Raw genomic sequence first — 23305 nt, forward strand, 5'->3', positions numbered from 1 at the left:
CTCCTCATCGCGTGGGCAACGGTTGACATCGTGCCACGTCCGGGCGGCATACTGAACGCCGTTCAATTGAACGCCGTTCAAGACAGGAGCGCCATGCCGATCTTCGACCAGCTCGCCGACACCGTTCTCGCCGGGACGCCGGCGAGCCACGCCGACGCCCTCGCCGTGCTCCGGGCAGCCGACGACGACCTCCTCCCCCTGGTCGCCGCGGCCGGACGACTGCGCCGAGCCCACTTCGGCAACACGGTGAAGGTGAACTACCTCGTCAACCTCAAGTCCGGCCTCTGCCCGGAGGACTGTGGCTACTGCTCCCAGCGGCTCGGCTCCGGCGCCGACATCCTCACGTACACCTGGCTCAAGACGGACGAGGCCATCGAGCAGGCGACCGCCGGCCTGCGCGGCGGCGCGACCCGGGTCTGCATGGTCAGCAGCGGACGGGGCCCGACCGACCGCGACGTCGAGCGCGTCGCCGGCCTGGTCGGCGCCCTCAAGGAGGAGCACCCCGACGTCGAGGTCTGCGCCTGCCTCGGCCTGCTCAAGGACGGCCAGGCCGAGCGGCTGCGCGCGGCGGGCGTCGACGCCTACAACCACAACCTCAACACCGCCGAGTCGCACCACGACGAGATCGTCACGACCCACACCTACGCCGACCGCGTCGAGACGGTCGAACGCGCCCAGGGCGCCGGGCTGTCCGCGTGTTCTGGCCTCATCGCCGGCCTCGGGGAGACCGACGAGCAGCTCGTCGAGGCGCTCTTCGCGCTGCGCGACCTCGGCTCCGACTCGATCCCCGTCAACTTCCTCATGCCCTTCGACGGCACCCCCCTCGAGGGGACCTGGGAGCTCACCCCGGGACGCTGCCTCCGCATCCTCGCGATGGCGCGGTTCGTCTGTCCTGACAAGGAGATTCGCATCGCCGGTGGTCGTGAGATGCACCTCCGCTCCCTCCAGGGCCTCGCGCTCCACGTGGCCAACTCGATCTTCCTCGGCGACTACCTGACCTCTGAGGGACAGGCCGCCGAGGCCGACCTCGAGCTGATCCGCGACAACGGTTTCGTCGTGCTCGGCGCGGAGGAGGCTGGGGACGAGGCGGGTTCGCACGACCCGTCGATCCGCCGCCGCGGCGCCGGGACCGCGCTCGCCCCCAATGCCTGAGGTCGCCCTGCGCTCGGTGACCGAGCGCGACCGCGGACTCGTGTGGCACCCCTACGCTCCTCTCGACGGTCCGATGCCGTATGCCGCTGAGTCCGCTTCCGGGGTCCGGCTCCGTCTGCGTTCGGCTGAGCGGGCAGCGGTCGAGGCGATCGACGCGATGTCCTCGTGGTGGTGCGCCATCCACGGCTACCGGCACCCCGCGCTCGACGCGGCTGCGCACGCGCAGATCGACGCGTTCAGCCACGTCATGTTCGGTGGGCTGACGCACGAGCCTGCCGTGTCGCTCGCCGAGCGCCTCGTCGCGCTCGCGCCCGGGATGGCGCACGTCTTCTTCGCCGACTCCGGCTCCGTGTCGGTCGAGGTGGCCCTCAAGCTGGCCCTGCAGTACCAGGCGGCGCGGGGGCGACCCGCCCGGCAGCGGTTCCTCACGGTGCGCGGCGGCTACCACGGCGACACGTTCGCGGCGATGAGCGTCTGCGACCCCGTCGACGGGATGCACTCGGCCTTCCCCGGCGTGCTGGCCCGGCACCTCTTCGCCCCGCGCCCCCCGGCGGCCCGGCTGCCGTTGGACCGAGAGCGGCCGGCGGCGTCTGTGGACGAGGTCGACGCCTGGGCCGCTGGCTTCCGGGAGCTGGCCCAGCGGCATACGGACGAGCTGGCCGCGATCGTCGTCGAGCCCGTGCTGCAGGGGGCCGGCGGGATGTACGTCTACGACCCCGAGTGCCTGCGGGTCATGCGGGAGGTCGCCGACGAGCACGGGCTGCTCCTCGTCGCGGACGAGATCGCCACCGGGTTCGGGCGGACCGGGCGGCTCTTCGGGTGCGAGTGGGCGGGCGTCACCCCCGACGTGATGTGCGTCGGCAAGGCCTTGACGGGTGGCTACCTGACCCTCGCGGCCGTGCTGACGACGGCTCGGGTCGGTGAGGTCATCACCCGGTCGACGTTCCGGGCCCTGTTGCACGGGCCGACGTTCATGGCCAACCCGCTGGCCTGCGCCGTGGCGGGCGCGTCGCTCGACCTGCTGGCGCTCGGCTGGCAGGACGACGTCGCGCGGATCGAGCATGGGCTCGCTGCGGGGCTGGCGCCTGCGCGGGACCTGCTGTGTGTCAAGGACGTTCGGGTGCTCGGGGCGGTGGGCGTCGTCCAGCTGGATCGTCCCGTCGACGTCGTTCGGGTCACGCGCGCGGCCCTGGCGCGGGGCGTCTGGGTCCGCCCGTTCCGCGACCTCGTCTACACCATGCCGCCCTACATCACCTCCGAGGAGGACGTCGCGACGATCGGCGCGGCCATCGTCGGCGCCGTCCAGGAGGTGCACGGTCGATGAGCGGCACGGTGTGGGACGACTGGCTCGCCGAGCGTGCGGCACTGCGGGTCGAGCGCGGCACGGTCCGGTCCGACCCGGTCCTCCGGGATGTCGGAGGGCGGGCGCCGCTGGATCTGGCCAGCAACGACTACCTCGGCCTGTCGCGGGACCCACGAGTCGTCGCCGCGGCCCACGCTGCGATCGACCGGCACGGTGCTGGGGCGACCGCCTCGCGGCTCGTCACCGGCACGCTGCCGGTCCATCGCGAGCTCGAAGCGGCACTGGCCCAGTTGACCGGGCAGACGAGCGCGCTGGTCTTCTCGACCGGCTATGCGGCCAACCTTGGCGTGCTGACCGCGCTGTCCGGGCGGGGCGCTGAGATCCTCCTCGACGAGCACGCCCACGCCTCCCTGCACGACGCGGCTCGGATGTCCCGGGTGCCGTACGCCACCTTCCGTCACAACGACGTCGCGGACCTGGACACGTTGCTGGCTGCGCGCCGCGGGTCTCGCGTCGTCGTCGCCGTCGAGTCGATCTACTCCGTGCTGGGTGACGCCGCGCCCCTGGTCGCGCTTGCCGAAGCCGTCGCCCGGCACGACGCGCTGCTCGTCGTCGACGAGGCCCACGGGATCGGGGTCGCCGGGCAGGGTCGGGGGCTCGTCGCCGAGGTGGGGCTGGCCGGCGCGCCCAGTGTCGTCGTCACGGCGACCCTGTCGAAGTCACTCGGATCGCAGGGCGGTGCCGTGCTCTGTCGGTCCGAGGTGCGCGAGCACCTCGTCAACACGGCTCGCAGCTTCATCTTCGACACCGGCCTGGCACCCGCCGCTGCAGGCGCCGCCGCCGAGGCGGCTCGGCTCGTCGCATCCGATCCGTCGCTCGCGGAACGGGTCCGGTCCAACGCCGCCCTGATCTCCGGGATCTGTGGCATCGACCAGTCGGCCGGGGCGGTCCAGTCGATCCCGATGCCCTCTCCCGGGTCCGCCGTGGCGGCGTGCCTCGAGCTGCGTGAGCGAGGTGTGCTGGTCGGCTGCTTCCGGCCGCCGAGTGTCCCTGACGGCGTCTCGCGCCTGCGAGTGACCGCCCGGGCCGACCTCTCCCCCGCCGAGGTCGAGGCCGCAGCCCGCCTCGTCGCCGAGGTCGCCACGCGGCACGAAGAGCACCCTCGACCCAACCCCCAGTCGAGTGTGCAGAACCTGCCGCTGCTGCCGCGCGTGCTCATCGTCACCGGCACCGACACCGACGTGGGCAAGACCGTCGTCACCGCAGCCACGGCGGCAGCGCTGGTCGCAGCGGGACTGAGCCCAGCGGCATACAAGCCCGTCCAGACCGGCGTGGCACCCGGCGAGCCCGGCGACATGGGCGAGGTCGAGCGACTGGCGGGCATCCCCACTCGGGAGGGCGCCCGGCTCCGCGAGCCGATGGCCCCCCGTCCGGCGGCCGCGCTCGAGGGCACCACCCTGCCCACCCTCGCCGACCACGTCGCCGAGATCACCGCCCTCACCGCAAGCCACGACCACGTTCTCGTCGAGGGCGCCGGCGGCCTGCTCGTCGAGCTCACCGAGGCCGGCGAGACGCTCGCCGACCTCGCCCTGGCCCTGGCGGATGCCGCCGCGATCATCGTCGCCCGCAGCTCCCTCGGCACGCTGAACCACACCATGCTGACTCGGGAGGCGTTGCAGGGCAGGGGAATCCGCAGTCTCGGCACCGTCCTTGGGTCCTGGCCGGCCAGCCCCAGCCACCTTGAGCGGACGAACCGGGACCACCTTGCCGCCCGACCTGACGGACTCCTCGGCGCCGTCCCCCACGGCGCTCCAACCCGCGACCCGGCCCAGTTCCACGACGCGGCGCCGACGTGGCTCCCCGGGTTGGGTCAGCGCCTCGGCACGCCCTGACGGATCAGGCCGTAGACGATCCCGTCGGTCAGGGCTCGCCAGGACGCCGCGAGGATCGAGCCGGCGACCCCGATCGTGTCCCACGACGTCTCGCCGTCGGACATCTCGATGAGCACGCGAGTCACCGCGTCCGTGCCGTGCGAGGCGTCGAGGATGCGGACCTTGAAGTCGATCAGCTCGAGCTTCTCGATCTCGGGGTAGGCCTTGGTGAGCCCCTCGCGGATGGCGTGGTCGAGGGCGTTGACCGGGCCGTTGCCCTCCCCCACGGCGAGGTGGCGGGCACCGTCGGCCACGATCTTGACCGTCGCCTCCGACGTCGCGCCGCCCAGCGCGGACGAGTCGGTCATGACCCGCCACGACTCGACCTCGAAGTAGCTCGTGCTGCCCGGCTCGAGCGCCTCGCGGACCATCAGCTCGACCGTCGCGTCCGCCGCGTCGAAGGTCCAGCCGCGCTGCTCCAGGGCCTTGACCTCGGCCAGCACCGCGGCGACGACGTCGGGTCGGTCGGACAGGTCGAGCCCGGACTCCTTGGCCTTCAGCTCGATGCTCGCCCGGCCGGCCATGTCGGAGACGAGTGTGCGCATCCCGTTGCCGACGAGCGCCGGGTCCATGTGCTGGTAGAGGTCAGGGTCGACCTTGAGCGCGCTCGCGTGCAGCCCCGCCTTGTGCGCGAAGGCGCTCGCGCCGACGTAGGGCTGCCGGCTGTAGGCGGGCACGTTGGTGATCTCGCTGATGGCGTGGGCGACATGCATCGCCTTGTGGAAGGACTCCGGGGTGATCGCGTCGAGGCCGAGCTTGAACTGGAGGTTCGCCGCGACGGTGACGAGGTCGGCGTTGCCGGTGCGCTCGCCGTAGCCGTTGAGCGTGCCCTGCACGTGGGTCGCGCCGGCTCGCACGGCGGCCACCGAGTTGGCGACGGCGCAGCCGGTGTCGTTGTGACAGTGCGCCCCGACGCGGGCGCCGGTCGCGGCGATGACGTCCGCGACGACCGCCTCGACGACGTGCGGGAGCATCCCGCCGTTGGTGTCGCAGAGGACGACGACCTCCGCGCCAGCCTCGTGGGCAGTCCGCACGACCGAGAGCGCGTAGTCGCGGTCGAGGTGCCACCCGTCGAAGAAGTGCTCGGCGTCGAGGAAGACGCGCTTGCCCGCGGCCACCAGGTGGGTCACCGTGTCCCGGACCATCGCGAGGTTCTCGTCGAGCGTGGTGCGCAGGGCCTGTTCGACGTGGCGGACGTGGGACTTGGCGACGAGGCAGACGACGGACGTGCCAGCGTCGATGAGAGCGGCGACGAGCGGGTCCTCTCCGGCCGAAGAACCCGCACGTCGCGTTGCCCCGAAGGCGGCCAGCGTCGCGTGACGCAGGTGCAGCTCGGTCCTGGCGCGCTCGAAGAACTCCGTGTCCTTCGGGTTCGCGCCGGGCCATCCGCCTTCGATGAAGTCGACCCCCAGGTCGTCGAGCAGACCGGCAATGGCGAGCTTGTCCGACACCGAGAGGTTGAGCCCCTCCTGCTGGGCGCCGTCGCGCAGGGTGGTGTCGTAGACGTGGAGCGCTTCCATGGCGTGATTCTCTCGTACTCGTCGTGGGTCGGCGTGGCCGTTCGCCCCTCGGGCTCTCATTGATCCGTATGCCGCTGGGCTGGGTGTGCTTCGCGGCTCTCCCCCGCTGGTGGCCGGGGAAACAAAAAGACCCCCCGGGTAGGGAGGTCTGCGCGACGAGGGTCTCTCGTCGCGCTACGTGATAATGAGCGTGCTGGTGGCAGCCCTGAGGAGGTGCGTCACGAAGTCATCGTGGCAGCCCGCTCCGTCGCCCGAAACCGCGCGTCCGCATGCTGGACCGATGGCGCCCGGCCACGAGACCTTGCCGCGCAGATCCGTCGAGTGTGCACTTCCTGCCCCGAGGGCCCGCCCGAGTGTGCACTTCCTGCCGGCACGAAGTGCACACTCGACGGTGGGTGGGCGCGCTGGGGTCAGGTGGGCGGCTCGGCCCGCCCAGCGGCATACGACCTGGCGGCGGCCACCAGCGCCTCGAAGAGCCGTGGGTCCTCCCCCTCCTCGGGGTGCCACTGGACCGCCAGGCGGAAGAGCGCGGCCGGGTGCTCCATCGCCTCCAGCGTCCCGTCCGGTGCCCACGCCGCCGCGACGTAGCCGGGGTGGGTGACGACGGACTGGTGGTGGTAGCTCGGGACGTCGACCTCGGCCCCGAGCAAGCCGGCGAGCCGGGTGCCCGGCACCGGGTGGACCGGGTGGCTGCCGTAGGTCGCCGGGGCGGGCGAGTGGTCGTCGTGGCCCACCCGCTCGGGAACGTGCTGCTCGAGCGTCCCGCCCACGGCGACCGCCATCACCTGCATGCCACGACAGATGCCGAGGACCGGCAGGTCGAGTTCTCCGGAGACGTCCGCGATGGCCATCTCGGTCGTGTCGCGGTCTGGCCGGGAGGCCTGCACCGTGGGGTGGCCCTCAGCCTCGTAGAGCTCCGGAGCCACGTCGGCACCGCCCGAGATGATGACGCCGTCGAGCCGCCGCAGCAGCTCACGCACCAGCCGATGGTCGTCGTCGGCCGAGTCGAGCCGAGGAGGAATGAGCACCGCGATGCCACCAGCCTGCTCGACCTTGCGCACGTAGGAGTGCGGGACGAGTGCCGACGGCACGTCGACCCAGTCTCCCCGCGTCGCCCGCTCGACGTACGAGGTGATCCCGATGATCGGCGTGTCCGACACCTCGCCCCCGATCAGAGCGGCGTGACGTACGCGCCGGAGATCCCGCCGTCGACGAGGAAGGTCGAGGCAGTGATGAAGCTCGACTCGTCCGAGGCGAGGAAGAGGACGGCGTTCGCCATCTCCTCCGGCTCGCCGAAGCGGCCCATCGGCACGTGGACCAGGCGACGCGCGGCACGTTCCTCATCCTTGGCGAAGAGCTCCTGGAGCAACGGGGTGTTGACCGGCCCGGGGCACAGGGCGTTGACGCGGACCCCCTCACGCGCGAACTGCACGCCCAGCTCACGCGACATCGACAGGACCCCTCCCTTGCTCGCGCTGTAGGAGATCTGCGACGTCGCCGCGCCCATCACGGCCACGAACGATGCCGTGTTGATGATGGAGCCGCGCTTCTGCTCGAGCATGTAGGGCAGGGCCGCCTTGCAGCACAGGTAGACCGAGGTGAGGTTGACCTCCTGCACCCGACGCCACGCATCGAGGTCCGTGTCGAGGATCGAGTCGTCCTCGGGCGGACTGATGCCCGCGTTGTTGAACGCGATGTCAACGGAGCCATAGGTGTCCTTCGCGACCCTGAAGAGCTCGTCGACCTCATCCTTGCTCGTCACGTCGACCATGACGAACGTGCCCCCGACCTCGTCGGCGATCCGCGGCCCGTTGACCTCGTCGACGTCGCCGATGACGACCTTGGCGCCCTCCTCCGCCAACCGTCGGACCGTCGCGAGCCCGATCCCCGAGCACCCGCCCGTGACGACCGCGACCCTGCCCTCGACCCTGCCTGCCATCTCTCCTCTTTCCTTGCTGCTCTTCAGGTTCCGTCACTCAGTGCTGATGAAGACGTTCTTGACGTCCGTGAACGCGTCCAAGGCATCGGGGCCGAGCTCCCGTCCGATCCCGCTCTGCTTGAAGCCACCGAACGGCGTCCAGTAGCGGACGCTGCTGTGGGAGTTCACCGAGAGGTTGCCCGCCTCGACGCCGCGAGCGACACGCAGGCCGGTGCCGAGGTCACGCGTCCAGATCGAGCCGGACAGCCCGTAGGCCGTGTCGTTGGCCTTGGCGATCGCGTCGGCCTCGTCGTCGAAGGGCATGACGGCCACGACCGGCCCGAAGACCTCCTCCTGCCAGACCCGGTCCGACGTGGAGCGCGGCAGGACGACCGTAGCCGGGTACCAGAAGCCCTGACCCTCAGGCGCCGTGCCGCGGAAGGCCACGTCCACCGGCTCGTCGGAGGCCTCAACGTAGGACGACACCGTCGCGTGCTGGTCGGCGCTGATGAGCGGTCCCATCTCCGTCGCCTCGTCGCGGGGGTCAGCGACGACGACGTTCTTCACGGCCGTCTCGAAGCGCTCCATGAACTCGTCGAAGGCGCTGCGCTGGACGAGGATCCGACTCCTGGCGCAGCAGTCCTGCCCGGCGTTGTCGAAGACACCGTAGGGCGCCTGCGCAGCCGCCTTCTCGATGTCTGCGTCGGCGAAGACGATGTTGGCGCTCTTGCCGCCGAGCTCGAGGGTGACCCGTTTGACCTGGTCGGCAGCGCCCCGCATGATCCGCTGCCCCACCTCCGTGGAACCGGTGAAGCACACCTTGCGCACGTCGGGGTGGGTGACGAACCGCTCCCCCACGACAGAACCCTTGCCCGGGATGACGGTGAAGACGCCCTCCGGCACGCCGGCCTCGAGGGCGAGCTCACCCAGGCGCATCGCCGTGAGCGGGGTCAGCTCGGCTGGCTTGAGCACGACGGCGTTGCCCGCGGCGAGCGCCGGCGCGAAGCCCCACCCGGCGATCGGCATGGGGAAGTTCCAGGGGACGATGATCCCGACGACGCCGAGCGGCTCCTTGAACGTGATGTCGATGCCGCCCGGGACGGGGATCTGCTTGCCGAAGTTCCGCTCGGGCGCCGCGGAGTAGTAGGCGAGCACGTCGCGCACGTTGCCGGCCTCCCAGCGTGCGTTGCCGATCGTGTGCCCCGAGTTGGCCACCTCGAGCTGCGCGAGCTCCTCCTGGTGCTCCCCGACGAGGTCGGAGAAGCGCCTGAGGAGCCTGCCGCGGTCACCGGGTGCGACGGCCCGCCATGCGGGCCCGGCTGCGACAGCCCTGGCGATGATGGCGTCCGTGTCCTCGACCGACGTGAGCGCGACCGTGCGGACGAGGGCCTCGGTGGCTGGGTTGATGACGTCGTGGGTGGTGCTCATGGTCCTTGCCTCTCCACTCGCTCTCCGTTCGAGGTAACCATCGACCACTGGGAGTCTCCCGATACCTCGAACGAGAGATGGGGTCGTATGCCGCTGGGCTCAGAGGCGCTCGAAGCCTCTCCGGCGCTCCCAGTCCGTCACGGCGGCGTTGAAGGTGCGGAGCTCCACGTCTGCCGCATTGACGTAGTGGTCGACCACCTCGTCCGTGAACAGGCGCCGTGCGAGCGTCGACGCGTCGAGCAGGTCACGCGCCTCCTGGAGGGTGGTGGGCACCTGCTGCCGGCCCGACGTGTAGGCGTTGCCCTCGAAGGCCGGCTCGAGCTCGAGCCCCTCCTCAATCCCGTGGAGACCGCCCGCGAGCATCGCCGCGACCGCCAGGTAGGGGTTGACGTCACCGCCGGGGACGCGGTTCTCGACCCGGAGCGCCGACCCGTGGCCGACCACCCGCAGGGCGCACGTCCGGTTGTCGTGGCCCCAGGCGATGGTCGTGGGGGCGAACGATCCGGGCTGGAACCGCTTGTAGGAGTTGACGTTCGGCGCATAGAAGTAGGAGAACTCCCGCATCGTGGCGAGGATCCCCGCGAGGAAGTGGTCGAAGAGCTCGCTGTGCCCGTGCGAGCCTGCCTCGTCGGCAAACGAGATCGCCCCGTCGGAGCCGCGCAGGGACAGGTGGATGTGGCACGAGCTGCCCTCGCGCTCGTCGAACTTGGCCATGAAGGTCAGCGACTGGCCCCGTCGTGCGGCGATCTCCTTGGCCGCGTTCCGGTAGATGACGTGGTTGTCGCAGGTGCGCACCACCTCGTCGTAGAGGAAGGCGATCTCGTGCTGGCCGAGGTTGCACTCCCCCTTCGCCCCTTCGACGACGACACCGGCCCGGTACATCTCGTTGCGGATCTCGCGCAGCAGGGGCTCGACACGGTCACCGCCGAGGATCGAGTAGTCGACGTTGTAGCGGTTCGCCGGGGTGAGCCCGGTGTAGCCGCGGTCCCAGGCGGCGTCGAACGAGTCCTCGAAGACGATGAACTCGAGCTCGGTCCCGCAGTAGGCGGTCAGGCCCAGCGCCGCGGCCCGGCCCGCCTGGGCCTTGAGCACCGATCGGGGCGCCTGGGCGACCGCACCACTGCCGTCGAGCCAGGTCAGGTCGCACTGGATCGTCGCCGAGTGGGGGGCGCCCGGTGTGCGGCACAGGGTGGTCAGGTCGAGGTCGAAGAACATGTCACCGTAGCCGCGCTCCCACGAGGAGATCGCGAAGCCGTCGACGGTGTTCATCTCGACGTCCACGGCGAGCAGGTAGTTGCAGCCCTCCGTCCCCTGCTCGAGGACGTGGTCGAGGAAGAAGTGGCCGTGCAGTCGCTTGCCCTGGAGCCGACCCTGCATGTCCGTGAAGGCGACGACGACCGTGTCGATCGTCCCGTCGTCGATCTCCGAGCGGAGCTGGTCGAGCGTGAGCTTCGGTGCTGCTGCCATGCTGCGCCTTCCTGGTGCGTCTAGCCGATGAGCCCGCGCAGCAGTGCGGAGGTCGCGTCACAGTGCTCCTCCATCACCGCCCGTGCGCGCTCGGGGTCGCCGGCGAGGATCGCCGTCACGATCTGGTGGTGCTGTTCGTTCGAGTGCTCGATGTTGCGCCGCAGCACGGGGATCGCGGTCAGCATCTCGTGCAGCGCGGCCTGGGCCCGGGTCACGGCGTCCACGAGCATGGGTGACCCGGAGAGCGTGGCGATGGCCAGGTGCAGTCTCGAGTCGGCAACCCGGTGGGCCGCCGGCTCAGCGGCCTGATCCACCTTCTCCAGGCTGTCCACCAGCCAGGCCCGCTGGTCCGCCGCGAGCGAACGGGTGGCTGCGACCCAAGCGGCACCGGGCTCGACCACACGACGGAAGGCGAACGCGTCCTGCATGTCAGCTCCGCTGCGGACATACGAACCGTTCACCGCGGAAGGGTGCTCAGCGGCATACGTGACCCTGCTGCCACCTCCGCGCCCGCGCCGCGTCGTCACCAGGCCGGAGTCGCGAAGGGCTGCGATGGCATCGCGCAGGGTGTTGCGGCTGATCCCGAGCCGCTCGGCGAGCTCGCGCTCCGGAGGCAGCTGCTCTCCGTCGCGGAGCACGCCGAGACGGATCGCGCGAGCCAGCTGCTCGACGGCGTGCTCGAAGGCGTTGCCGGACGCCGGACGCAGGACCGCATCCGGCAACGCCGTCGTCGCGAGCTCCCCCGCCGGTTTGTCCCGCACCATGTCTCAGCCCAGCAGCTCCGCGGGGGCCTTCGTGTCATGGCCCTCGGGGACGTCCCGCATGAAGTGGTTTCGCCCCACGGCGAACCACATGACCGTCGCGAAGACGATGACGACTCCGACGGCGATCGGCGCGTAGTTGAACGTGTCGTCCCCCCACGTGCCCGGGGCGTAGGCGGGCAGCATGAACAGGACGACGATGATCGCCACCCAGCCGATCGCGATCCAGCCGATCGGCGCGCTCCAGCGCCCGAGGTTCCAGCGCCCGGGCCGGAACTCCGGGTGAGTGCGACGCAGGAAGACCGGGACGATGTAGGCGATGTAGAGCCCGATCACGGCGATCGACGTCACCGCCGCGTAGGCGACGATGCTCCACAGCGCCGGTAGGGCGACGACGATGGAACCGGCGACGCACAGCCAGATGGAGTTGGTCGGAGTCCCGGTCCGGGGGTTGACCTTCGACCACCAGCGCGAGCCCGGCAGCGCGTTGTCGCGCGAGAAGGCGAACGACATCCGCGAGTTGGCCGTCACCGAGGCCATCCCGCAGAAGAACTGGGCGACCGCCGCGATGAGGAGCATGAACTTGCCGAGCCCGGCCCCCGCCGCGTCGATGAAGATCTGGGCAGGAGGCAGCCCGGTCACGGTGGCGCGCTGGGCGTCGTAGTCCTGGATCGCGGCCGTGACGGAGACGAGCAGGATCCAGCCGGCGATGATCGACACCCAGACCGAGCGGACGATCCCCTTGGGCGCCTCGATGGCGGCACCCTTGGTCTCCTCCGCGACGTGGGCCGAGGCGTCATAGCCCGTGTAGGTGTACTGGGCCATGAGCAGGCCGACGAGGAACGCGTAGGGCAGGAAGCCCAGGATCGTCACATCGAAGCCGGTCTCGTTGCGGAACTCGGTGAAGGTCCACGAGAGCGACTGGTGCTGGTCGGGCACGAGCCAGAGGATTCCGACGATGACGGCGACACCGATGAGGTGCCACCAGGCGCTGACGTTGGAGAGGACCTTGACGAGGTTGACGCCGAAGGTGTTGAGCAGCCCGTGCAGCGCGATGATGACGAGGAACGCGACGAAGGTGCTGGTCGCGGTGACCTCGAGGCCGAAGGTCAGGTTGAGCAGAGCCATCCAGGTGATGGCCGCTCCGTAGTCGATCGCCGCGGTCACGGCGATCTCTCCGAGGAAGTTGAACCAGCCGACGTACCAGGCCCAGATGCGCTTGTTCCGGCGGGCGAGCCGCCCGGCCCAGTAGTAGAGACCACCGGCCGTCGGGTAGACCGAGCAGATCTCGGCCATCGCAAGGGCCACGCAGAGGACGAAGATGCCGACGACGGGCCAGCCGATCGAGATGGCGATCGGGCCACCAGCGTCCATGGCCAGGTAGTAGGTCGTGATGCACCCGGCAAGGATGGAGATGATCGAGAACGAGACGGCAAAGTTCGAGAAGCCGCTCATGCCCCGGTGCAGCTCCTGCTTGTAGCCGAGTTCCGCGAGCAGGGCTTCGTCGTCGTGGAGGTCAGCAGCCGCCCGGTTGGCCAGCTCCTGATCGGATGAAGGAGGAACGCTCATGCACTACCTCACAAACATCAGGCAGCGGACCTTCGCCCACCGCGTCGAATGATGTGACGCATCCAATACCTGCGGAAGTCCACCCGTCAATGGTTCCTGATCAAACCATTTGTTGAAGGAGTCGCTCGAGGGTCACCGCGACCCCGTCGTCGTCGTTCGACGGGCAGACCCGGTCGGCCACCGCTCGCACCTCGGCGTGGGCGTTGGCGACCGCCCAGCCGACTCCGGCCCAGCGGATCATCGGCACGTCGTTCGGCATGTCGCCGAAGGCCCACACGCGCTCTGCCCCGATCCCCAGCCGGGCCGACCACCGCTCGAGCGCGACTGCCTTGGTCACCCCAGCCGCGTTGATCTCGGCCAGGCCGCCGGCGCCGGAGAAGGCGACGTGCGCCCGGTCGCCGACCACCGCAGTCGCCCGCTCGAGGAACTCGTCGTCCCCGAGCGTCGCCGACTTGGCCAGCAGCTTGCCCACCGCCTCGTCGTCGAGATCATCGATCGCGGCCTCGACCGCGTCCCCGGGGACGACATGGGACGGATCGTGGGGGAACTCCGACTCGAACCACAGGCCGCTGCCCCGCTCCGCTGCGAAGGCGACGTCCGGCACCGCTCGGCGCAGGTCAGCGACGATGTCGCGGACGAGACCATGCTCGAAACCGGAGCTGGTCCGCACTCTCCTCGCCGCGACGTCGTAGACGAACGCTCCGTTGGCGCAGATGGCGGTGCCGTGCCCACCCACAGCAGACGCAAGCTCGTCGAGCCAGCGCGGCGGGCGGGCGGTGACGAAGACGACCTCGATGCCGGCCTCCTCGACCGCGCCGAGAACTGCCGCGGTCCGGTGGGAGAGCGTCCCGTCGGACCGGAGCAGCGTGCCGTCGAGGTCGGTCGCGATCAGACGAGGCGCGTCATCCACCCGTGGGAGTCCTCGGCCCGGCCGTACTGGATGTCGAGGAGCCTGCTGCGGATCGCGCTGGCCACCGTGTCCTCGTGGCCGTCGCGGCGGTGGTCGACCGAGCCGCCGTCCCACCGCAGCTCACCGACAGGCGTCACGACGGCGGCGGTGCCGCAGGCGAAGATCTCGACGATGTCTCCGGAGGCAGCGCCTTCCTTCCACTCGTCGATCCGGATCCGCCGCTCCTCGGGCTCGAGGTCGAGCTCCTTGGCGAGCTCGAGGATCGAGGCCCGCGTGACGCCCTCGAGGATCGTTCCGGTCAGCTCGGGTGTGACGATCTTGCGGTCCCTGGTGACGAAGAAGAGGTTCATCCCACCCAGCTCCTCGATGTAGGTGTGCGTCGACGAGTCGAGGAACACCGCCTGGTCACAGCCGTGCTCGGCGCCCTCGAGCTGCCCGGCGAGGGAGGATGCGTAGTTCCCGCCGCACTTGGCGGCGCCCGTGCCGCCGGCGCCGGCGCGCGCGTACGACGTGGAGATCCACAGGGTCACCGGCTTGAGGCCGCCGGTGAAGTACGCGCCCGCCGGTGAGGCGATGACCGAGTAGGTGACCCGCTGCGCCGGGCGGACCCCGAGGAAGGCCTCCGACGCGAACATGAACGGGCGCAGGTAGAGGCTCTTCTCTCCCTCGGCTGCAGGGACCCACTCCTGGTCGACCGCGACGAGCTGTCGCAGCGACTCGATGAAGTCGGCCTCGGGCAGCTCCGGCAGCGCCAGCCGCCGAGCCGAACGGGCGAACCGGGCGGCGTTGGCCTCCGGGCGGAACGTCCAGACGGAGCCGTCCGCGTGCCGATAGGCCTTCATGCCCTCGAAGATCTCCTGGGCATAGTGCAGCACCGCAGCGGCGGGGTCGAGCTGGAACGGGCCGTAGGGCTGGACCCGCGCGTCGGTCCACCCGTCGGCGGCGCTCCAGTCGATGACGACCATGTGGTCGGTGAAGGTCTTGCCGAACCCGGGATTCTCGTGCACCTGGGCGATCCGCTCGGACGAGGTGGCGTCCTCACGACGGGTGACCTCGAAGGACAACTGGGTCATGGCAAACCTCCGTAGCGGCACATCAGCAGTGATCCACTGCAGGCTATCGCCCACCGGATGGGACGGCGAAAAGGGCCCGATCGAGAGAGCAGTTCGGCCCGTGGCGCTCGGGTTCCCGGGGCACGACCTGTCGCGAAGGGCTCTTTCGATCGGCGCGGAGTGCTCTTGCGGTGATCAGAGGCGAGCGGCGATCGCGTCGCCGACCTGGGTGGTGGAGCGAACCGCGCTCCCCCGCTCCGCGAGGTCGGCTGCGACGGCGGCTTCGACCCGGGCCGCCTCGGCTGCGAGCCCCAGATGGGTGAGGAGCATCCCCACCGAGAGGACCGCGGCCGTGGGGTCGGCCTTGCCCTGGCCGGCGATGTCCGGGGCCGACCCGTGCACGGGCTCGAACATGCTCGGCGTCGTCCGCGCCGGGTTGATGTTGCCCGATGCGGCGAGGCCGATCCCGCCCGCGATGGCGGCGGCGATGTCGGTGATGATGTCGCCGAAGAGGTTGTCCGTGACGATGACGTCGAAGCGACCCGGGTCGGTCGCCATGAAGATCGTGGCCGCGTCGACGTGCTGGTAAGCCGTCTCGACGTCGGGGAAGTCCACGGCCACCTCGTCCACGGTCCGGCGCCACAGGTGACCCGCGTGCGTGAGGACGTTGTGCTTGTGCACGAGGGTGAGGTGGCGGCGGGGGCGGGCCTGCGCGCGGGCGAACGCGTCCCGAACGACCCGCTCGACCCCGAAGCGGGTGTTGACGCTGACCTCGGTGGCGATCTCGTGGGGCGTGCCGACGCGAAGGGACCCGCCGTTGCCGGTGTAGGGGCCCTCGGTGCCCTCGCGGACCACGACGAAGTCGATGCCGTCCGGTGCCACGCGGGCGACGTCCAGGGGGCTGGCCACACCGGGGAAGAGCCTCGCCGGGCGGAGGTTGACGTAGTGGTCGAGCGCGAAGCGGATGGGCAGGAGCACGCCCCGCTCGAGGACGCCGCTCGGGACCGAGGGGTCGCCGATCGCTCCGAGGAGGATCGCGTCGTGGCCGCGCAGCTCCTCGAGGACCGAGTCGGGCAGGGTCTCCCCGGTGGCGTGCCAGCGGCGAGCGCCGAGGTCATAGTCGGTGGTGGAGAACGTCGTGCTCCCGGCGGTGGCCGCCGCCAGGACCTTGAGCCCTTCGCCGACGACCTCGGGGCCGATCCCGTCGCCGCCGATCACGGCGATCGAGTAGTCCTTCTTGGCGCCCTCTGTGCGCTGCGCTGCTCCCATGGGATCAGACTAGAACCCGTCTTGTGATGTGGGACGCACGTCTCAGGAAATGACATGCCTGAGGCCCTCGCCCCACGAACGGGAGAGGGCCTCAGTGGCAGTCGAAACGGGCTCAGTCGTCAGTGTGGCCCTGGTCGCGCAGGTCCATGGACTCCTGCAGCGCCTGGCGGGCGGCCTGGGCGTCTTCGCTCATGGCAATCATTCCTTCTTCGCAAGTCGAACGTGGGTGAGTTTCAGGGCTCGAGCCCGGGTGGGCGAACCGTCAGCCGGAGGGAACGCGGGATCGCCGCGGCGAGGTAGCTGACTACTGGAACTCGCCGCGGCCGGCAATGAGTACGACCTGCCGCGTCATGTCAAATACGGTACGCGCGCCTACCCGGAGGTACAGGGGGTTTCCAGAAAATGAGACGCCGTGCCCGGGATGTGAGGAAAAGATCTTCACGATGTGACCGACCTCACCGAATCAGGTTCGTCCAGAAGGCCGTATGCCGCTGGGCTGGGACGGCGCCCAGCGCGCGGTCCCAGCCCAGCGGCATACGGAAAGTGGCAGTCAGTCCTGCAGGTTTACGACGGTGAACGTCTTCGCGTCGACCGCGGCAGCGATCTCCGCAGCCAGCTGCGATGACACCGCGCTGTCCACGTTGAGCACCCCGATGGCCTGGTCGGCCGCACGGGACACCTGCATGCCGCCGATGTTGACGCCGGAGTCGCCGAGGATCCGGCCGACGGCGCCGATGATGCCGGGGCGGTCGGAGTACTCGAAGATCAGCATGTGGTCCGAGAGGGGGACCTCGAGGTCGTAGCCGTTGATGCCGACGAGCTTCTCGACCATCTTCGGTCCAGTCAGCGTGCCGGAGACGCTGACGATCGAGCCGTCGCTCAACGTGCCACGCAGCGTCGTGACGTTGCGGAAGTCGCCCGCGGCCGCGTCGGTGACCAGTCGGACCTGGCAGTCCCGCTGCTCGGCCAGCACCGGGGCGTTGACGTAGGTCACCGGGTCCTCGACGACGTCGGTGAACAGGCCCTTGAGCGCGACCAGCTTCCAGACGCTGACGTCGTGCTCGGTGATCTCACCCCGGACCTCGACGTCGAGCTGTGCCGGAACCGCCCCCGCGACGGCAGTGAAGATCCGGCCGAGCTTCTCGACGAGCGGAATGCCCGGGCGGACCTCCTCGGCGATGTAGCCGCTCGACACGTTGACTGCGTCGGGAACGAGCTCGCCGGAAAGGGCCAGCCGGACCGACTTGGCCACCGAGATGCCGGCCTTCTCCTGCGCCTCCTCGGTGGACGCACCGAGGTGCGGGGTCACGACCACCGACTCGTGCTCGAAGAGGGGGGACTCGGTGGTGGGCTCGGTGGCGAACACGTCGATGCCGGCACCGGCCACTCGGCCCTCGGCCACCGCCCGGGCCAGGGCTGCCTCGTCGACGATGCCGCCGCGGGCCGCATTGATGACGCGCACCGACGGCTTCACCTTGGAGAGTGCGTCCTCGCCGATGAGCCCGATCGTCTCGGGGGTCTTCGGCAGGTGCACCGTGATGAAGTCGGACTGGGCGAGCAGCTCGTCGAGGCTGACGAGCTGCGCACCGACGAGACCGGCCTTGGCCGGGGACGCGTAGGGGTCGTAGGCGATGACCTTCATCCCGAACCCCTTGAGGCGCTCTGCGACGAGCGCGCCGATCCGACCGAGGCCCACCACACCGACCGTCTTGTCCAACAGCTCGACACCCGAGTACTTGCTCCGCTTCCAGGCGCCCCCCTTGAGCGCCTGGTTGGCCGGCGCGATGTTGCGCGCCGTGGCCAGCAGGAGAGCGATGGCGAGCTCCGCGGCGGAGGTGATGTTGGAGGTCGGTGCGTTGACGACCATGACGCCCGCCTGCGTCGCTGCCTGGACGTCGACGTTGTCGAGACCGACACCCGCGCGTGCGATGACCTTGAGGCGCCGGCCTGCCGCGATCGCCTCACCGTCCATCTTCGTGGCCGAGCGGATCAGGACCGCGTCGACGTCGGCGAGAGCAGGGAGGAGCTCGTCACGGTTGGCTCCGTCGCAGGTACGGACCTCGAAGTCGGGGCCGAGGGCCTCGATCGTTGCGGGTGACAGCTCTTCGGCGATGAGCACAACGGGCTTGGTCACAAGGGATCCTTTCGGGGCGGGTGCGCGGCCCGAGGACGTACGCGGGCCGGTCAGCGGCACCGCGATGTGCCGGGGGCAGTCTAGGCGCAGGCAACGCTCGAGGTCATCAGTTGTAACCAGCATGTGAACGCAATCGGCTCACGGGTGACCCGTATCACGTGCTGGACCACCCGTCCGGATGCCGGACGGATGAGGGTGCGAGGCGAACTGAGGCGCCCCGCGTTGGACGACGGACACCCCGGCTGCCCCTACGTCACTGACCCCCCTCGCGAGTCAGTGGGTACCACTGACCCCCCTCGCGAGTCAGTGGGTACCACTGACTCTCTGTGCGGGTCAGTGACGTAGGCGGTCAGGTAGGTCCTGCGGGCGCCGTGAGCGGACGCCGCCAGGCTGGATGCGCTGGGGACGCGGTTCTCCCGGGAACGCACGGAACTCGCGGAAGAGGGCACCACCGATCGGAACCGGGCCCGAGGGTTGGTGGCCCGGCCCCGGGGACAGGGTCAGTCGAGCAAGGCCGCGCCGAGGTCCTCGCCCGCCTGAGCGCCCGGCAGGACGGCGTAGACGCCGCTGCTCAGCGGTGTCGTCCAGATGTTCAACAGGTCGGCCTCGGCCAGTCGCTGCTGGATCGGGACGAACTGGCGCACGGGGTCGGCCTGGAACGAGACGAAGACCAGTCCGCAGTTGGAGCGCTGCCCCGGGGCCGGCGGATCGTCATAGGAGTAGGGGGCGCGCAGGATCCGCTCATGGGGCTCCGTCGCCATCGCCCGGCGCACGTGCGAGACCGGGTCGATGACCGGGAAGCCGAGATCGTCCGTCGCGGCGAGATCCGGTAGGTCCGCCTCGACCCGTCCGGTGAGGGGCGCCCCCGAGCCGAGTCGCCTGCCGACGGCGTGCTCGCGCCCGGCACGGTCGATCTGGTCCCAGGTGTCGAGGTTCATCGCGATGCGCCGGATGACGAGGGAGGTGCCGCCGGCCAGCCCCTTCGGGGCTGGGGTCCCCGCAGCCTCGGCACCGTCGCCCCCGGTCGCCGGATCGGCGCCGAGCCAGACCAGGCGGTCGTCGCTGCCGTCCGTCGCCGGCTGGACCGTTCCGTCGACCTGGCCGAAGAGGTTGCGAAACGGCATCCCCGGTCGCGCGTCCGTGAGTGGCTCACGGAAGCCCCGCTGGACCCACCGCTGGACGGCGAGCGGTTCGGCCCCCACGACGAGCCGGCGCGCGGCGTGGGCGACCGAGACCGGCGAGTCGGCGCGGATCTGCAGCAGCACGTCGGTCTGGGGCCAGTCCCGGTTGAGCCGGTCGACCGCAAAGGCGGGCAACGGCGCCAGCCAGGACGGGCGCACCGCGTCCAGCCCTGCCGCAGCGTAGAAGCCGGGCCCGACCGCGACCGTGACGCTGAGACGCGACGGCACCGCGGCGAGCTCCGGCTCGAGGTCCGTCAGCGGTCCCCGGGCCGCCATGAGCCGCTCGATGTCGTCGGTCCACACCCGCATGAGCCGGCGACACGTCAGCCTGGTCGCCCCCTCAGGAAGGTCGAGCCCGACGAAGGCCGCGAACGGCTGCGGCGCATCGACCACGCCGGACTGGCGGCTCCCGCGGAACGGCAGGACGGCAGGCCGTACCGCTGTGGGGGCCGCCGCCCGCGACCCCACGCCGGCCCGGTTCGCCTCCACCGCGAGATGGGTCGCGGCAACGGCTGCGGCACCGGCACCCCCGGCGAGCAGCCCGGTGCGCAGCACGGCCCGCCGGTCGAGGCCCTCCATCAGTCGCCCTCTGGGACGTACGTCTCCTCGGCGCCCGCGAACGTCCTGACCGGCACGGTCCACGCGAGCTCGTCACCACGGCTCGTGACCATGACCAGCACGACGTCGTCGCCGTTGACGAGGGGCCCGGTGAGCCCGAGGAGCATCAGGTGGTCACCCCCGGGCGCGAGGTCGACGGACTCGCCGGCCGGCACGCTCAGGCCGCCCTTCTTCTGCATCATCGTCATCGAGCCGTCGGCCTGTTTGGCCATGGTGTGCACCTGCACCTCGCCGGCCGAGGGACTGGTGCCCCCGGTGATGGTGAGGTCCTGGTCCGAGCGGTTCGTGACGGTCCCGAAGACCGCGGTCATCCCGGAGCCGGCCTTGGCCCAGCCGGACTCGAGCGTCACGGTCCCCGCCGGCGCGTCGTTCGACGGACGGGCCGACGGGACCGCGGCGGGGGTCGCGGCACCGGCCGTCGGATCCGAGGACGACGTGCCCGGGTCGGCGGCCGTGCCGCACGCCGCGAGGCTCAACATGGCGGCAAGCGTGAGTGCAGCTGCGAGACGGCGCGGTGCCGGGTGGGCGCACCGGGAGGTGGTGAGGGTGGAGCAGGGGGTCATGAGGGGTCCTTCGGAGTCGGCGGATCGGGCAGGCATGACCGCGACGCAGCGCCCCGGGCGCACACGTCGACCGTCCTTCGACGCGGATGCGTGAGGACTCAGGTCAGGCCGGCACCGGTGGCCCGCGGCCCGGGACGACCGCCACGTCGAGGTCGCGCAGCCAGCCCCGCAGCAGGAAGGTGACCGCGCCGGAACCCTCGACGGCAGGAGGAGCAAGCCTCGGCAGGACCGGCACCGCGAGGTCGACGACCCGCCACAGCGCGGTCTCGCCCCGAGCGAGCACGAAGGACAGGACGAGGGCTGCCCCGAGGTGCGCCACCGTCATCGTGGACAGGCTCACCTGGCCGCCCGTCGTCGCGACGGATCCACTGCAGTCGAGCAGCAGGTGACCGTGGTGCACCGAAGCCGTCGTGCAACCTGGCCCGCCGGAAGCGCCGGCGACGGCAGTCCCGACATAGGCGAGCACGGCGTGCCCGGCGAGCTGGCCCCCGGCGAGCGTCGGGAACAGGTGCCGCACACCGCGCTGCCGCCCCGACCCGAGCAGGGCGACCGGCCAGGTGAGCACGGCGAGCGCAGCCACGCCGAGCGGGTGGACCATGCCGCCACCCGCGACGTGCCCGGCCAGGGTGAGTGAGGTCGCGACGGCGAGGAAGACGAGCGCACGCAGCGCGCGCATCGCTCCCCGGCCGGGCTCCAGCATGCCCCCGATCCTACGAGGTGGGAGCGTGGACTCCCCCGTCCGCCCGGGAAGCCGGCCCCCCGGCCCAGCCACCCGGTCATCGGCGGGCAGAGCCAGCCCGGACGCGACGAAGGGCATGCCGCGGACCGAGCCCAGCGGCATACCCTCCATGTCGTGCCCGGCCGAAGCGGCCCTCAGCGGGCGGCGGAACCCTCCGTGTAGTCGGAGTCGGTCTGCTTGACCCACGCCATCAGCTTGCGCAGCTCGCGGCCGGTCGCCTCGATCGGGTGCTGGGCACCCTTCTCGCGGAGCGCCTTGAACTCGGGCGCGCCGGCGTCCTGGTCGTCGATGAACCGCTTGGCGAAGGCGCCGTTCTGGATGTCGCCGAGGACGGCCTTCATGTTCTCCTTGACGCTCGGGTCGATGACGCGCGGCCCGGAGACGTAGTCGCCGTACTCAGCGGTGTCGGAGACCGACCAGCGCTGCTTGGCGATCCCGCCCTCGATCATGAGGTCGACGATGAGCTTCAGCTCGTGGAGGCACTCGAAGTACGCGACCTCGGGCTGGTAGCCCGCCTCGACGAGGGTCTCGAAGCCGTACATGACGAGCTGGCTGGCGCCACCGCAGAGGACGGCCTGCTCGCCGAAGAGGTCGGTCTCGGTCTCCTCGGTGAAGGTCGTCCTGATGCCGCCGGCGCGCAGTCCACCGATCGCCTTGGCGTAGGACTTCGCGAGGTCCCACGCGGCGCCGGAGGCATCCTGCTCGACCGCGAGGAGCACGGGCACACCACGGCCGTCGGCGAACTCGCGCCGGACGATGTGGCCCGGGCCCTTGGGCGCGACCATAAGGACGTCGGCGTTCGCCTCGGGCTTGATGTAGCCGAAGCGGATGTTGAAGCCGTGCCCGAACAGCAGCGCGGCTCCGTCCTTGAGGTTGGGCTGGATGTCGTTCGCGTAGACCGAGCGCTGGACCTGGTCCGGCGTCAGGATGACGACGAGGTCGGCCTCCTTCACGGCGTCGCCGACGGTGCGGACCGTGAGGCCCTCGGCCTCCGCCTTGGCGATGCTCTTGCTGCCCTCGGCCAGACCGACGCGCACGTCGACGCCGGAGTCGCGCAGGTTGAGTGCGTGGGCGTGGCCCTGGCTGCCGTAGCCGATGACCGCGACCTTCCTGCCCTGGATGATGGACAGGTCGGCGTCGTCGTCGTAGAACATCTCGGCCATGGGGGCCTCTCCTTGGTTCGTTGTGTTGGGTGTGGTTCAGGGACAAGCATGGGGCCGTATGCCGCTGGGCTCGCTCGGCGTCCACGCCCGGCCGGCGCGGCCGCTGGGTGTCAGGCGCTCCGCAGTGAGCGGTCGGTGATCGACCGCCCGCCACGTCCGACCGCGACCATGCCGGACTGGACGAGCTCCTTGATGCCGAACGGCTCGAGGACCTCGAGCAGGGCCTTGAGCTTGTCGGTCGTGCCGGTGGCCTCGATGACGACCGCATCGGTGGTCACGTCGACGACCTTGGCCTTGAAGAGCTGGATCGTGTCGATGACCTGGCTGCGGGTCGCGGGGTCCGCCCGGACCTTGACGAGAAGGATCTCACGCTGCACCGACGAGGCCGGGTCGAGCTCGACGACCTTGAGGACCTCGATGAGCTTGTTGAGCTGCTTGGTCACCTGCTCGAGGACGCTGCCCTGGACCTCGACGACCACGGTCATCCGCGAGATCTCGGGGATCTCGGTGGGACCGACGGCGAGCGAGTCGATGTTGAAACCGCGACGGGAGAACAGGGCCGCGACGCGGGTCAGGACGCCGGGCTTGTTCTCGACGAGCACGGACAGGGTGTGCTTGCTCATTCCG

Annotated in this window: 20 protein-coding genes; 3 read left to right on the forward strand and 17 right to left on the reverse strand. The window is 70.5% G+C overall.

Annotation, left to right across the window (positions count from 1 at the left end):
* Window positions 1-93: 93 nt before the first annotated feature.
* The 3 genes from bioB to bioD are packed head-to-tail and all read left to right on the forward strand — an operon-like array spanning window position 94 to window position 4347.
* Window positions 94-1152 carry a biotin synthase BioB gene (bioB, locus tag INTCA_RS11895; protein ID WP_013493165.1) on the forward strand — a complete coding sequence of 353 codons (1059 nt, stop codon included), beginning with the start codon at window positions 94-96 and terminating at the stop codon, window positions 1150-1152.
* Complete coding sequence (locus tag INTCA_RS11900) at window positions 1145-2476, forward strand: adenosylmethionine--8-amino-7-oxononanoate transaminase (protein ID WP_013493166.1); 1332 nt, start codon at window positions 1145-1147, stop codon at window positions 2474-2476. The genes bioB and INTCA_RS11900 overlap by 8 nt, the downstream gene beginning before the upstream one ends.
* A complete protein-coding gene (gene bioD, locus INTCA_RS20585) occupies window positions 2473-4347 on the forward strand; it encodes a dethiobiotin synthase (RefSeq protein WP_013493167.1) in 1875 nt (624 codons plus the stop codon). Before INTCA_RS11900 ends, bioD begins: the two co-directional genes overlap by 4 nt.
* Here bioD and cimA read toward each other — a convergent pair.
* From cimA to ilvN, 17 genes are all read right to left on the reverse strand, one after another.
* The gene (cimA, locus tag INTCA_RS11910) at window positions 4326-5906 is read right to left on the reverse strand and encodes a citramalate synthase (RefSeq protein ID WP_013493168.1); all 1581 of its coding nucleotides are present in this window, start codon (window positions 5904-5906) and stop codon (window positions 4326-4328) included. The two genes, bioD and cimA, sit on opposite strands and share 22 nt — an antisense overlap.
* 410 nt (window positions 5907-6316) lie before the next feature.
* Window positions 6317-7066 carry a gamma-glutamyl-gamma-aminobutyrate hydrolase family protein gene (locus INTCA_RS11915; protein WP_013493169.1) on the reverse strand — a complete coding sequence of 250 codons (750 nt, stop codon included), beginning with the start codon at window positions 7064-7066 and terminating at the stop codon, window positions 6317-6319.
* 11 nt (window positions 7067-7077) lie between these two features.
* The gene (locus INTCA_RS11920; protein WP_013493170.1) at window positions 7078-7845 is read right to left on the reverse strand and encodes a 3-oxoacyl-ACP reductase; all 768 of its coding nucleotides are present in this window, start codon (window positions 7843-7845) and stop codon (window positions 7078-7080) included.
* 33 nt (window positions 7846-7878) lie between these two features.
* The gene (locus INTCA_RS11925; protein ID WP_013493171.1) at window positions 7879-9252 is read right to left on the reverse strand and encodes an aldehyde dehydrogenase family protein; all 1374 of its coding nucleotides are present in this window, start codon (window positions 9250-9252) and stop codon (window positions 7879-7881) included.
* Between the two features lie 99 nt (window positions 9253-9351).
* On the reverse strand, window positions 9352-10719 hold the full coding sequence (locus INTCA_RS11930; RefSeq protein ID WP_013493172.1) for a glutamine synthetase family protein: 1368 nt from the start codon (window positions 10717-10719) through the stop codon (window positions 9352-9354).
* A 20-nt stretch (window positions 10720-10739) separates the two neighbouring features.
* Window positions 10740-11483, reverse strand: coding sequence for a FadR/GntR family transcriptional regulator (locus INTCA_RS11935; protein WP_013493173.1), 744 nt, complete (start codon window positions 11481-11483; stop codon window positions 10740-10742).
* 3 nt (window positions 11484-11486) lie between these two features.
* The gene (locus tag INTCA_RS11940; protein ID WP_013493174.1) at window positions 11487-13049 is read right to left on the reverse strand and encodes an amino acid permease; all 1563 of its coding nucleotides are present in this window, start codon (window positions 13047-13049) and stop codon (window positions 11487-11489) included.
* Window positions 13050-13149: 100 nt separating this feature from the next.
* The gene (locus INTCA_RS11945) at window positions 13150-13959 is read right to left on the reverse strand and encodes a Cof-type HAD-IIB family hydrolase (protein ID WP_013493175.1); all 810 of its coding nucleotides are present in this window, start codon (window positions 13957-13959) and stop codon (window positions 13150-13152) included.
* A complete protein-coding gene (locus INTCA_RS11950; protein ID WP_013493176.1) occupies window positions 13938-15032 on the reverse strand; it encodes a branched-chain amino acid aminotransferase in 1095 nt (364 codons plus the stop codon). The genes INTCA_RS11945 and INTCA_RS11950 overlap by 22 nt, the downstream gene beginning before the upstream one ends.
* 174 nt (window positions 15033-15206) lie before the next feature.
* Window positions 15207-16280 (reverse strand): 3-isopropylmalate dehydrogenase, encoded by a 1074-nt coding sequence (locus INTCA_RS11955; protein ID WP_013493177.1) that lies wholly within the window; start codon window positions 16278-16280, stop codon window positions 15207-15209.
* A 112-nt stretch (window positions 16281-16392) separates the two neighbouring features.
* Window positions 16393-16482 (reverse strand): hypothetical protein, encoded by a 90-nt coding sequence (locus tag INTCA_RS11960; protein WP_041307652.1) that lies wholly within the window; start codon window positions 16480-16482, stop codon window positions 16393-16395.
* A gap of 348 nt (window positions 16483-16830) precedes the next feature.
* On the reverse strand, window positions 16831-18414 hold the full coding sequence (gene serA / locus INTCA_RS11965) for a phosphoglycerate dehydrogenase (protein WP_013493178.1): 1584 nt from the start codon (window positions 18412-18414) through the stop codon (window positions 16831-16833).
* Window positions 18415-18914: 500 nt separating this feature from the next.
* Entirely contained in the window at window positions 18915-20174 is a 1260-nt protein-coding gene (locus INTCA_RS11970; RefSeq protein ID WP_013493179.1) for a Dyp-type peroxidase, read from the reverse strand.
* Window positions 20174-20692, reverse strand: coding sequence for a copper chaperone PCu(A)C (locus INTCA_RS11975; protein ID WP_041308685.1), 519 nt, complete (start codon window positions 20690-20692; stop codon window positions 20174-20176). Before INTCA_RS11975 ends, INTCA_RS11970 begins: the two co-directional genes overlap by 1 nt.
* A 187-nt stretch (window positions 20693-20879) precedes the next feature.
* On the reverse strand, window positions 20880-21476 hold the full coding sequence (locus INTCA_RS11980; RefSeq protein WP_013493181.1) for a hypothetical protein: 597 nt from the start codon (window positions 21474-21476) through the stop codon (window positions 20880-20882).
* Between the two features lie 173 nt (window positions 21477-21649).
* Complete coding sequence (ilvC, locus tag INTCA_RS11985) at window positions 21650-22678, reverse strand: ketol-acid reductoisomerase (RefSeq protein ID WP_013493182.1); 1029 nt, start codon at window positions 22676-22678, stop codon at window positions 21650-21652.
* A gap of 110 nt (window positions 22679-22788) precedes the next feature.
* A complete protein-coding gene (gene ilvN / locus INTCA_RS11990) occupies window positions 22789-23301 on the reverse strand; it encodes an acetolactate synthase small subunit (RefSeq protein ID WP_013493183.1) in 513 nt (170 codons plus the stop codon).
* Window positions 23302-23305: the final 4 nt, after the last annotated feature.

Origin of the sequence: Intrasporangium calvum DSM 43043 (assembly GCF_000184685.1) — a bacterium.
Classification (GTDB): domain Bacteria; phylum Actinomycetota; class Actinomycetes; order Actinomycetales; family Dermatophilaceae; genus Intrasporangium; species Intrasporangium calvum.

Excerpts from the sequence above, each read along its gene's own strand:
- INTCA_RS11975 (WP_041308685.1), bottom strand. The coding sequence starts at position 20,692 with ATGTTGAGCCTCGCGGCGTGCGGCACGGCCGCCGACCCGGGCACGTCG.
- INTCA_RS11900 (WP_013493166.1), top strand. The coding sequence starts at position 1,145 with ATGCCTGAGGTCGCCCTGCGCTCGGTGACCGAGCGCGACCGCGGACTC.
- INTCA_RS11920 (WP_013493170.1), bottom strand. The coding sequence starts at position 7,845 with ATGGCAGGCAGGGTCGAGGGCAGGGTCGCGGTCGTCACGGGCGGGTGC.
- INTCA_RS11930 (WP_013493172.1), bottom strand. The coding sequence starts at position 10,719 with ATGGCAGCAGCACCGAAGCTCACGCTCGACCAGCTCCGCTCGGAGATC.
- bioD (WP_013493167.1), top strand. The coding sequence starts at position 2,473 with ATGAGCGGCACGGTGTGGGACGACTGGCTCGCCGAGCGTGCGGCACTG.
- INTCA_RS11980 (WP_013493181.1), bottom strand. The coding sequence starts at position 21,476 with ATGCTGGAGCCCGGCCGGGGAGCGATGCGCGCGCTGCGTGCGCTCGTC.
- bioB (WP_013493165.1), top strand. The coding sequence starts at position 94 with ATGCCGATCTTCGACCAGCTCGCCGACACCGTTCTCGCCGGGACGCCG.
- cimA (WP_013493168.1), bottom strand. The coding sequence starts at position 5,906 with ATGGAAGCGCTCCACGTCTACGACACCACCCTGCGCGACGGCGCCCAG.
- INTCA_RS11940 (WP_013493174.1), bottom strand. The coding sequence starts at position 13,049 with ATGAGCGTTCCTCCTTCATCCGATCAGGAGCTGGCCAACCGGGCGGCT.
- INTCA_RS11950 (WP_013493176.1), bottom strand. The coding sequence starts at position 15,032 with ATGACCCAGTTGTCCTTCGAGGTCACCCGTCGTGAGGACGCCACCTCG.
- ilvN (WP_013493183.1), bottom strand. The coding sequence starts at position 23,301 with ATGAGCAAGCACACCCTGTCCGTGCTCGTCGAGAACAAGCCCGGCGTC.
- INTCA_RS11935 (WP_013493173.1), bottom strand. The coding sequence starts at position 11,483 with ATGGTGCGGGACAAACCGGCGGGGGAGCTCGCGACGACGGCGTTGCCG.
- INTCA_RS11925 (WP_013493171.1), bottom strand. The coding sequence starts at position 9,252 with ATGAGCACCACCCACGACGTCATCAACCCAGCCACCGAGGCCCTCGTC.
- INTCA_RS11955 (WP_013493177.1), bottom strand. The coding sequence starts at position 16,280 with ATGGGAGCAGCGCAGCGCACAGAGGGCGCCAAGAAGGACTACTCGATC.
- INTCA_RS11970 (WP_013493179.1), bottom strand. The coding sequence starts at position 20,174 with ATGGAGGGCCTCGACCGGCGGGCCGTGCTGCGCACCGGGCTGCTCGCC.
- INTCA_RS11960 (WP_041307652.1), bottom strand. The coding sequence starts at position 16,482 with ATGATTGCCATGAGCGAAGACGCCCAGGCCGCCCGCCAGGCGCTGCAG.
- ilvC (WP_013493182.1), bottom strand. The coding sequence starts at position 22,678 with ATGGCCGAGATGTTCTACGACGACGACGCCGACCTGTCCATCATCCAG.